The sequence below is a fragment of the Bradyrhizobium sp. genome (assembly GCF_019244115.1).
GTDB lineage: Bacteria > Pseudomonadota > Alphaproteobacteria > Rhizobiales > Xanthobacteraceae > Bradyrhizobium.
On sequence record NZ_JAFATE010000436.1, the window covers coordinates 1 to 8,384 of the forward strand.

An 8,384-nucleotide genomic window follows, 5' to 3' on the forward strand; every position below is an offset into this window, starting at 1 on the left:
GCGGCATGCAGCGCCAGCGGCCCCATCAGCATGAGGGTCCAGCTCGAGATGCGCGCCCAATCGCGGTGGCGACGGTTGGCGCCGAGCGCCGTGCCGGATCGCGCGATTGCCATATAAGCGCCGGCAATGATGCCGAGCGCGCCATGAAACGGCACGGTGAGGACCGTGCGCAGCGCAGCCAGCGATCGCCACATCTCGGCGTGCTGAACGAGATAGGCGAGATTCTCGTAGGCGGCGAAGCCGAGGCCCGCCGCGGCGCCATAGACGACGGTGTCCATCGGATCGGCGAAGGGGCGGCGCCGCGCTGTAATGGCGGCGATCACCAGGATCTTGGCCGTCTCTTCCGGCAGCGCGACCCCGAACACCGAATGCATGGCTTGCTCCAGCCATGGCGTCTCGGGAGCAGCAATCAGCCGCGCAAACGGCGCGCGGAGCAGTCCGAGCAGGGAAATACTGGCCGCGCCCAGCAGAAAGGCCGCCCATACCTTGACGGGCGAGCCGGGGTGTTCCCCGGCCGCGATCACGATCCACAGCATCAGCAAGGCAGGCGCGACCGCGGCGGTCCCGATGACGGTGGGAAGGGACTCCAGAATGTTCATCAACGCGGCAGAATATGTGCTTTTTTGGAATGATCCACTGCAAATGGGCGAGCCGCCTGTCGCGGCAAGGGCGCGGTTGACGAGCGGTATTTGCGCCTCAGCGAACCATATCCGGGCTGCACCTGTCTGCTCCGCCTCGTGATCGGGGCTCCTCCGGGCGCGGCCGGTTCCGACTTTACCGGCGGCGAATTCCAGACCGCGCGCCCCTTCCAATCCGCCGGCCATCCCCCATGTCGTTGAAGATGCAGCCGCCTCAGCAGAAAGGTGACGAGAACAGGAATCTCCTTTTCGTCGCCGTCTTGGCATATCAACGGCGTTCCGGGGCTTGAGCAGATCAGAATCATCCAAGTCTATCAAAGGGTTCTTGAATTTGCCGACAACAGAATGCAGTTGTTGCGTTGTGCCAGCGAGCGGGGAAGCAAGATGCGGTGGGGTGACGGCCTGATCTTTCGTCAGGAGCCGAAAATTGGCGGCTTGATCACGTTGTGTCGCGTTGAGGTGTACGCGAAGCCGGCGCTGCAATCCGCGCCGTTCGCCGGCGAGTGATCTGAAAGGCGATACATGTCTTCCTTCGATCTGGCTGCGTTGGTTCTCGCCGGAATCGCCCTGTCGGCGGCCTTCGTAAATGGCGCGATTGGGTATGGCTTCTCCTCGCTCACGGTGCCGTTGGCGCTGGTCTTTTATACCAACCGCGTCCTCAATCCCGCGATCGTGGTCGTCGAAGTCCTCATCAACTTCTACGTCCTCTTCATCAATCTGAAGGGCGTGCCCTCGGTCTGGAGGCGGGTGATGCCGATCCTGATCGGGCTGCTCCCCGGCATCGCCATCGGCTCGTTCGCGCTGGCCTCGCTGCAGCCGGGCTGGATCAAGTTCTGCACCTACACCGTATTGCTGCCGCTGATCCTGCTGCAGGCCGCCGGTTGGCGAAGGCCGATCGAGTCGACCTGGATGGTCGGCCTTCCCTTCGGATCGATGCTGGGCGTTCTCTACTCGGTGACGACCATTTCGGGCCCGCCGCTCGCCATCCTGTTCAACAACCAGGGGCTCGTCAAAAACGAATTTCGCGCCGGGCTCGCCTTGGTTCGCGTGGTGGAATCGACCGTGACCGCGGTCGCCTATTACAAGCTCGGCCTGTTTATCCAGGAGAGCAACAATCTGATGCTGGTGCTGATTCCGAGTGTGCTCGTCGGCATCCCCTGTGGCGCTTACGTGATCCGCCGGCTCGATGCCGAGACATTCCGCCGGATCTGCATGAGCTTTGACGCCTGGGTGGTCGGCTTCGGCCTGTCGCGTGTGCTGATCGAACTCAATCTGATGCAGAGTCCATGGGCCTACAGCGTGATGGGGGCCACCATCGTGCTCGACCTGTATCTGCTGTACATTTTCTTCACCGCGCACAGGGCCTCGCCCGCGGAGCGTCCGCAGATGGCGGAGCGCTCGCAGGCGCTGGACCGGTCGCAGACGGTCGAGCTCCGATAGAGGCCGACCGGCGCGCTCATGGCCTGACGTCGGCGCCGCCGGTCCTGGCCTTCTTCGGCTTTGCGGTGGCGACCGTGGCTTTTGCGCCGCCATCGCTGCGCACCGCGCCCCAGGGATCGGTCGGTCCCTTGTCGGGGATGTTACGGAGTGATTTTCGGTAGGCGTCGCCCGCGGCCTTTTCGGACTCGATCTGGCCGGGCGACTTGTCCTTGTCCTCCTCACCATAGCGCGGCACGTGATTGTCCTGCGCGATGGCCGCTCCGGCCCATGTTGCGATCAGGATGCCGGCCAAGACAATGCGCATCAAATTGCTCCCTTTGAATTGCAGTGGGCATCAGTCTTGTGGCGCTGATTTGACGCCGGCCCGCAGGTCGGAGATGTCAGCGATGGATGTCGCGCGATCCGGGCAGGGCGGTGTCCTGCAACCAGCGATAGGGATTTTATTTCCGGTCGATAAAATGCAAGGGAACGCTGGAGTTTCACGGAAAGACAAACCGTTGCACGACGAGGGGCATCGTCAATGAGTTGATCGCCGTCGGCTTCCCCTCGACGCGATCCATGGCCGTCTCGGCATCTTGCCGGGACGGCCTCTTTCGTGGTGGTCGTGTAACCCACGCAGTGGGGCGGGCGGTTGGGGGGCACCACGCTGTCGTCGCCCGGCTTGACCGGGCGATCCAGTAGTCCAGAGACAGCAGAGCGGATAGGCCGCGGCGTATTGGATCACCCTCCTTCGTGGGTGATCACCACTGAAATAGCGGTAACCGCGATCGATCAACACACACTTCATCGTTCCCGCGGCGCCGATGCGTCCGAGCTTTGCGAAAAATCTGTCCCTCTGCAAACAGAGGGCGCAGGGAAGGCCGGGTGCCGGCCGCACCCATGGCCCGCCAGCATCAAAAAAAGCTGGCGGCAGTCACCACAGGTTTGGCCGAACAACCGGCCTTCCCTGCGCGATGGCTTTACGGCTTATATCGCGCTCTCCCTGGGGACCGGGCTTTCTTGCCCCCATCGCCGCGCGAAGCCAGGCTTCGCACGACTTGGTCTCAGCGTCGGGAGACCAGGACCACGCGGCTTTGCCGTACGTGATGATGCCGCTCGTCTGGCAACCTCATCGCGTCCACCGCATCTCCAGCCCAACGTTCGTGACGATCGCGAAACGCCCCTCGTGCGGGCCGGGATGGCGGGAGATAAGCACAGAATTCTGGAAAACGGAAGCAAATTTTTTGTGCCGGCGTTTCGACATTGCTTCCCCTTTGAATGGACGAGCGAATTTCGTCGCCGTGCCGAAGCGATCGTGCCCAGTGCCGAGCGATGCGACGCCGATGGCGCCGCGAAAAACTGCCCGACGGGCGAATCAGTTGCAGCGCATGTCGAGACCTCCGGCGTCTGTGCCGATTTTTGCAAAGCCTGCCTTGCGATGAAAAACTGGGTTGCACGACGTCCCGGATCATCATCGTCGTTCGAGGTCGTCGCAACGATACAATTTGGGGAAAGTCGTTGGCCTCGCCCGCCTGACGACAGCGCCTGGGATCGCCTGTCCGGCACCTCACCGCAGCGTGATGCGGCACGCCGGCGAAGCGGCGAAATATTGTTCGGCGCGCGGGGTCTCATCTATCAGGACGAGGGGAGGACAAGGTGAAGACAGCGATTATTGCATTGTCCGCCGCCGCTCTCGTGTCATTGGCGCCCGCCGCCCCGGCCAAGACTTTGTCGAGCAACGCGCCTGCCATGCGGCATCACGAGGCAAAGAAACATCACGCCGGCATCTCCGCTCAAGCGCGCCAGCGTCACACGCGGGCCGGGGCGCGTTCGAGGACAGGTTACCCCGACGCTTTCGGCTATGCGACGCCGGGTGTTTCAGATCAGGACTTCATTCGGTCTAGACAATTTGGCGGCGGTGGCGGTTCGATGTAGCCCGCCTGACGCGCTCCGCGACCCCATTATACCGCTATCGTTGCCATCAAAGCGCCATTGCTGTGTCCCAACAGTGCCCGCAGTCGCGACCATTGCGTTTCTGGTCGCGCTAAAGGGCGTTCCAGTCAGATGAAATTTCCACTTGTGTCAGCTGGCGCGCTTGTCTGGCTTGCCGCTGCGTTGCTTCTGACAGACGCGGCTGCCCAAGCCCCCGCCCAGACAACCGGCTCGACCAGCCCCGGCGAGTCTGCCGCAAAAGACGAGCCGCCGCCGGGCGGCTGCATGCCGATCGGTGTCACGGCATCGGGCGAAATCGTCTTCCCGTTTCTCTGCAAGGGCTTTATCGAGCAGCACAAGGCTGCAAACGAGAAGCCGGCGGCGACGGACGACAGCCGAAAACCGGCCGCTGCGGACGCACACCCCAAGACTGCTGAAGAGAAGAGCGCCGACAAGAAGAGCGCTGCGAAGCAACCGGACGACGTGACCGCGAAGAGCGCCGAACCCGCGCCCGAAGCTGCGCCGCAAGGCTCGAGCCAGACGCCGGCCGCCGCCGAAGAGCAGCGGCCGAACGGCGACGGAAAGCCTGAAAGTGCCGAAGACAAGAGTTCGGCCGCCAAGTCGCCGGAGGCGACCGCGTCGATCGCAAGATCCGGTCCGGAAGCGCCTGAGCCGGCGTTGCCGGAGCGCGGGCGCAGGAAGCCACGTGAGAGCCGCGAGGGCCCACCCGGCTGTAGGCACTTCCGCAGCTATGACGCGAGCTCCGGGACCTACACGGATTATTCCGGGCGACGTCGCGCCTGCCGGTCGTGACGCGCGTCGGTCGACAAGCGCGCGAAGATCACAAGAACATCTTTGCGATGTCGAGCGTGGAGCGGACGCCGACGTCGTCAAAATGCTGATCGAGCCATTTTCCGGCGGCCTCGCGCCCTGCGTCGCGCAGCCGGCAGAGCAGACCCCATTCCGGGTGGAAATGCGTGCCCGTGCCAAGCTCCGACATCAGGCGGTCGTTGCCGATCCAGTGCATGAACATGCGGCTGTGCTTGGTCTGATCGAGCTCGCCATTGTCGATCAGCCCGGTGGCAAAGGCGATCGCGCGCATTTCGCGCATCAGGGATGAGTTGAAGCTGATCTCGGTGATGCGGTGCAGGACATCGGCCGCGCTCGTCGGGATCTCGTCGCGTGTGATCGCGGTGACCTGCACGATGATGACGTCCTTGGCGCCGCGGCGATAGATCAGCGGAAAGATCGCCGGGTTGCCGAGATAGCCGCCGTCCCAATAATGCTCGCCGTCGATCTCGACCGCCTGGAAATAGGGCGGCAGGCAGGCGGAGGCGAGCACGGCCTCGACGGATATCTGTGGCGTCTCGAACACCTTCATCTTGCCGGTGCGGATGTTCGTTGCGTTCAGAAATAGATGCGGGGCAGGCGAATGGTTGAGCCGTTCGAAATCGATGGTCTTGAGCAGCACGTCGCGGAGCGGGTTGAAATTGAGCGGGTTGAGCAGGTTTGGCGGCAGCGTGTGCGTCAGGGTGTGGATGACCGCATGATAGGGATGATATTCCGGCGGCAGCTTCAGCGCCTGCAGCCACTGGTTCCAGCGTGAAAACAGGTCGAACATCACATCGAGCCGCGACACGGCGTACCAGAACTCATGCAACGTTTGCCGCGCCGCTTCGGGACCGCCTTTGGCGAGGCCGGAGGCGAGAGAGACCGCGTTCATGGCGCCCGCGCTGGTGGCGCTGATCGCCTCGACCCCCAGCCTGCCGTCCTCGAGCAGGCGGTCGACCACGCCCCAGACGATCGCGCCATGCGCGCCGCCGCCCTGCAGTGCGAGGTTCACGTTTTTGGATGGACCAGTCACCTCTCACTCCCAAGCGGCTTCTGTGCGCCGTGGCATTCCCTCTGACCCCGGGGCGAGTGGGGGCGCTTTCACCACTCGCGTGACCGGTTCAGGAGAGATCGTATTCCCGTTGCGTGCAAGGGGGTCATCAGACGAGGCGGGCTGCAAACCCGACCTGGGCCAGGCGGCAGCTGGGACTGAGACGGGGCGGCGCGGCAAATCACCGAACCATGAAGCGCGCCGTTTGGCCTGATCCTCTCAACGACTTCAAGGCGACGATGAGAGGCGGAAAAAATTTCGGCGCCAGCAGGGGTCGAACGTCTGAATCAATGGGGAGCATGTGATGCGAGGCGCTTTTTGAGCGCATCTTTCGTGGTGGGCTGACATGAAAACGTTTCTGGTGACCGCAATCGCCCTGGTCGGGCTCGGATCAAACGCCTCCGCGGCCGATCAGCCCGCGGCAAGGGCCGCGCCTGTGGTCAAGGCCGCGGCGCCTGTCAAGTTCAGCTGGACCGGCTGCTATGTCGGTGTCTCCGGCGGCGGCAATTGGGGCGACAGCGAGCAGATCGCGCGTTCCGGCAACACCGCGGGCACCACGATCACCGGCAATTTCAGACTGAAGGGCAGCATCGCCGGCGGTGCGCTCGGCTGCGACTATCAGATCGAGCAAACCGTGATTGGCTTCGAAAACGATGCGTCATGGACCGACCAGCACGGCAGCGCGCCGGACCGGCCGCCTTTCAACGTCCGGGCGACGAGTTCGACGCGCGAGAAGTGGATCGACACGCTGCGCGGTCGCGTCGGCTACGCGTTCGACCATTTCCTGCTCTATGGCACCGGGGGCGTTGCCTTTGCCGGCACCGGCGTCACCGTCTCCCTCGCGTCCGGCTCCATATCCGAGTCGAGGACCCGCACTGGCCTCGCGGTCGGGGTTGGCAGCGAATGGGCGGCTTGGCTGACGTCCTGGGGCGCGGTGAGCTTGAAGCTCGAATATCTGCATGCCGACTTCGGCAGCAGGCAATATATCAATCAGCCGAACCCGCTGCCGGCTGCCACGCGTGACCTCAAGCTGACGGACGACGTTGTCCGCGCCGGCATCAATGTCAGGTTTAACTGGGGCGGCGCCGCGGTCGTCACCAAATAGTCCTCGCTGCGCCCGTGAACATCAGGGCGCCTGGCTTCAGTCCCGCGCCACAATAGCCGGTGTGGATCTCGACTCCGCCGTTTCAACCCACCGGCTTTTCTGCCGGCTCTGGCTCGGCCTCCTTCGGCAACTCCGCGAAAGCAGCGATTTGAGAGCCAGAGGCGACGACTGGGGCCGGCCTCACGAATCTGGCGGCCCACCGCTGTTCGCATTTTCGTTGCAGATCTAGAGGGATATTGCTCATAGCTCAGGCCTCCCACTTCCATTGAGCGTGATAGGCGTCCACGGCGTGAGCAAGGAAAATGCCAGTGCTGAACAATCCGAAAAGTGCCACCGCAATCATCAAATCCATCCTTGCGCCACGCTACGCCACTGCCACGATCGCGCCACGAGCGAGTCGCTTCCGGCCTGACTAACTCGCGTTTCAAAAGTGGCTTCACGCGGGCGCACATGCGCGCAATTCAAGGCGAGGCGAATTCATACACGCTCTTGTTGTATCCAGGGCACACAAGATCAGGCGGCGGGCCGCGGTGTCCCGTCTCCGAAGCCAGGAGGGTCATTCAATGAGCAGCGCCCCGAAGGTGCCGCGAGCGATTGAGGAAGCTGCCGGATATGTGCGGGACACGATCAAGCATTTCACTGACGATGAACGCAAACAGATACTCGACAGCGCGCTGCGGGAGTTGGGTTCGACGCTGGCCGTCCGCGACGGCAGTTAGGCCTAGCCTGAGGGGGCGGTGGGGCTGTGCGCCCACCCGAGCATGTGACTGAAGGCCGGAAGTCTCGTCCGGTTGCCGTACGTGTCAGCATCGCATGGCCGAAGGACGAAGATGTCCTGGTGCTGTTTCCTGGTCGATCAACGCGGCCTGGCGGCGCCGCTGATATCGACTTGGACGGACCCGCCGATTTTCATGCAGGTGTCGGTGCCCTCGACCTTGAGAAAGCCCGGACCAAATACGGCACAGGGATTGCCGGCGGCGCTCTTCGCAGGCGGAAGCCGATTGGCGGGTGTGGTGTAGTCAGGTTTCGGACGGCTGGCCGGCGCGGCCAGAACGGCTGAAGGTGACAGGACGGCGATGAGCATGGCGACGAAGAAGGTCCGCAATTGCCGCTCCTTGTCAGGGGTGGCGCTCCCTAGCGGAATCGAACCGCTCTCTCCACCGTGAAAGGGTGGCGTCCTGACCGATAGACGAAGGGAGCAAAACCGCCGCTTGGCCCCGCGTTGTCACGCAGGCAGCGAACCGTCTCGCACGGCTATTTTGAAAAAGCTGTGAAATCAAGGCGCTATGCCAATAACTTCACGCGCCGGTACCTCGCCGCGGGATGCGCGGCCAAGCCTCGGACGGGCGAACGTATAGAGGCGTTTGCGCGGCCGGGCAAGCCAGTGGAGCGGATTTGGCGCGAGAAG

General features: G+C 63.3%; 11 protein-coding genes and 1 tRNA gene. 7 read left to right on the plus strand and 5 right to left on the minus strand.

Translation table 11 applies throughout. The annotated features are described in order from the left end of the window. Positions 1-599: PrsW family glutamic-type intramembrane protease (locus tag JOZ76_RS19255; protein WP_291700865.1), on the minus strand; the 599-nt coding region annotated here is incomplete at its 3' end. Between the two features lie 264 nt (positions 600-863). Here JOZ76_RS19255 and JOZ76_RS19260 point away from each other — a divergent pair. Together JOZ76_RS19260 and JOZ76_RS19265 are read left to right on the plus strand one after the other, a co-directional pair. After that, positions 864-1,145 carry a hypothetical protein gene (locus tag JOZ76_RS19260; RefSeq protein WP_291700844.1) on the plus strand — a complete coding sequence of 94 codons (282 nt, stop codon included), beginning with the start codon at positions 864-866 and terminating at the stop codon, positions 1,143-1,145. Positions 1,146-1,160: 15 nt separating this feature from the next. After that, positions 1,161-2,078, plus strand: coding sequence for a sulfite exporter TauE/SafE family protein (locus JOZ76_RS19265; protein ID WP_291700846.1), 918 nt, complete (start codon positions 1,161-1,163; stop codon positions 2,076-2,078). Positions 2,079-2,094: 16 nt separating this feature from the next. Here JOZ76_RS19265 and JOZ76_RS19270 read toward each other — a convergent pair whose 3' ends face one another. Next, a complete protein-coding gene (locus JOZ76_RS19270; RefSeq protein ID WP_291700848.1) occupies positions 2,095-2,382 on the minus strand; it encodes a hypothetical protein in 288 nt (95 codons plus the stop codon). Positions 2,383-3,255: 873 nt separating this feature from the next. On the opposite strand from JOZ76_RS19270, the gene JOZ76_RS19275 reads away from it, so the two are divergent. The 3 genes from JOZ76_RS19275 (at position 3,256) to JOZ76_RS19285 (ending at position 4,802) form a co-directional block, all read left to right on the plus strand. Then, positions 3,256-3,717, plus strand: a complete 462-nt coding sequence (locus tag JOZ76_RS19275; RefSeq protein ID WP_291700850.1) for a hypothetical protein — start codon at positions 3,256-3,258, stop codon at positions 3,715-3,717. Continuing rightward, the gene (locus tag JOZ76_RS19280) at positions 3,714-3,992 is read left to right on the plus strand and encodes a hypothetical protein (RefSeq protein WP_291700852.1); all 279 of its coding nucleotides are present in this window, start codon (positions 3,714-3,716) and stop codon (positions 3,990-3,992) included. Before JOZ76_RS19275 ends, JOZ76_RS19280 begins: the two co-directional genes overlap by 4 nt. Positions 3,993-4,274: 282 nt before the next feature. Next, entirely contained in the window at positions 4,275-4,802 is a 528-nt protein-coding gene (locus tag JOZ76_RS19285) for a BA14K family protein (protein ID WP_291700854.1), read from the plus strand. 28 nt (positions 4,803-4,830) lie between these two features. Here JOZ76_RS19285 and JOZ76_RS19290 read toward each other — a convergent pair whose 3' ends face one another. After that, positions 4,831-5,853, minus strand: a complete 1,023-nt coding sequence (locus tag JOZ76_RS19290; protein ID WP_291700856.1) for a patatin-like phospholipase family protein — start codon at positions 5,851-5,853, stop codon at positions 4,831-4,833. 364 nt (positions 5,854-6,217) lie between these two features. Between JOZ76_RS19290 and JOZ76_RS19295 the strand changes: the two genes are divergently transcribed. Next, the gene (locus tag JOZ76_RS19295) at positions 6,218-6,976 is read left to right on the plus strand and encodes an outer membrane protein (protein WP_291700859.1); all 759 of its coding nucleotides are present in this window, start codon (positions 6,218-6,220) and stop codon (positions 6,974-6,976) included. 563 nt (positions 6,977-7,539) lie between these two features. Beyond that, the gene (locus tag JOZ76_RS19300) at positions 7,540-7,695 is read left to right on the plus strand and encodes a hypothetical protein (RefSeq protein ID WP_291700861.1); all 156 of its coding nucleotides are present in this window, start codon (positions 7,540-7,542) and stop codon (positions 7,693-7,695) included. Between the two features lie 137 nt (positions 7,696-7,832). Here JOZ76_RS19300 and JOZ76_RS19305 read toward each other — a convergent pair whose 3' ends face one another. Next, positions 7,833-8,081, minus strand: coding sequence for a porin (locus JOZ76_RS19305; protein ID WP_291700863.1), 249 nt, complete (start codon positions 8,079-8,081; stop codon positions 7,833-7,835). A 20-nt stretch (positions 8,082-8,101) separates the two neighbouring features. After that, positions 8,102-8,176: transfer RNA gene (locus tag JOZ76_RS19310), tRNA-Glu, on the minus strand. Positions 8,177-8,384: the final 208 nt, after the last annotated feature.

Coding starts and splice junctions, on each gene's coding strand:
- JOZ76_RS19265 (WP_291700846.1), top strand. CDS start 1,161: ATGTCTTCCTTCGATCTGGCTGCGTTGGTTCTCGCCGGAATCGCCCTG.
- JOZ76_RS19270 (WP_291700848.1), bottom strand. CDS start 2,382: ATGCGCATTGTCTTGGCCGGCATCCTGATCGCAACATGGGCCGGAGCG.
- JOZ76_RS19275 (WP_291700850.1), top strand. CDS start 3,256: ATGGCGGGAGATAAGCACAGAATTCTGGAAAACGGAAGCAAATTTTTT.
- JOZ76_RS19285 (WP_291700854.1), top strand. CDS start 4,275: ATGCCGATCGGTGTCACGGCATCGGGCGAAATCGTCTTCCCGTTTCTC.
- JOZ76_RS19295 (WP_291700859.1), top strand. CDS start 6,218: ATGAAAACGTTTCTGGTGACCGCAATCGCCCTGGTCGGGCTCGGATCA.
- JOZ76_RS19300 (WP_291700861.1), top strand. CDS start 7,540: ATGAGCAGCGCCCCGAAGGTGCCGCGAGCGATTGAGGAAGCTGCCGGA.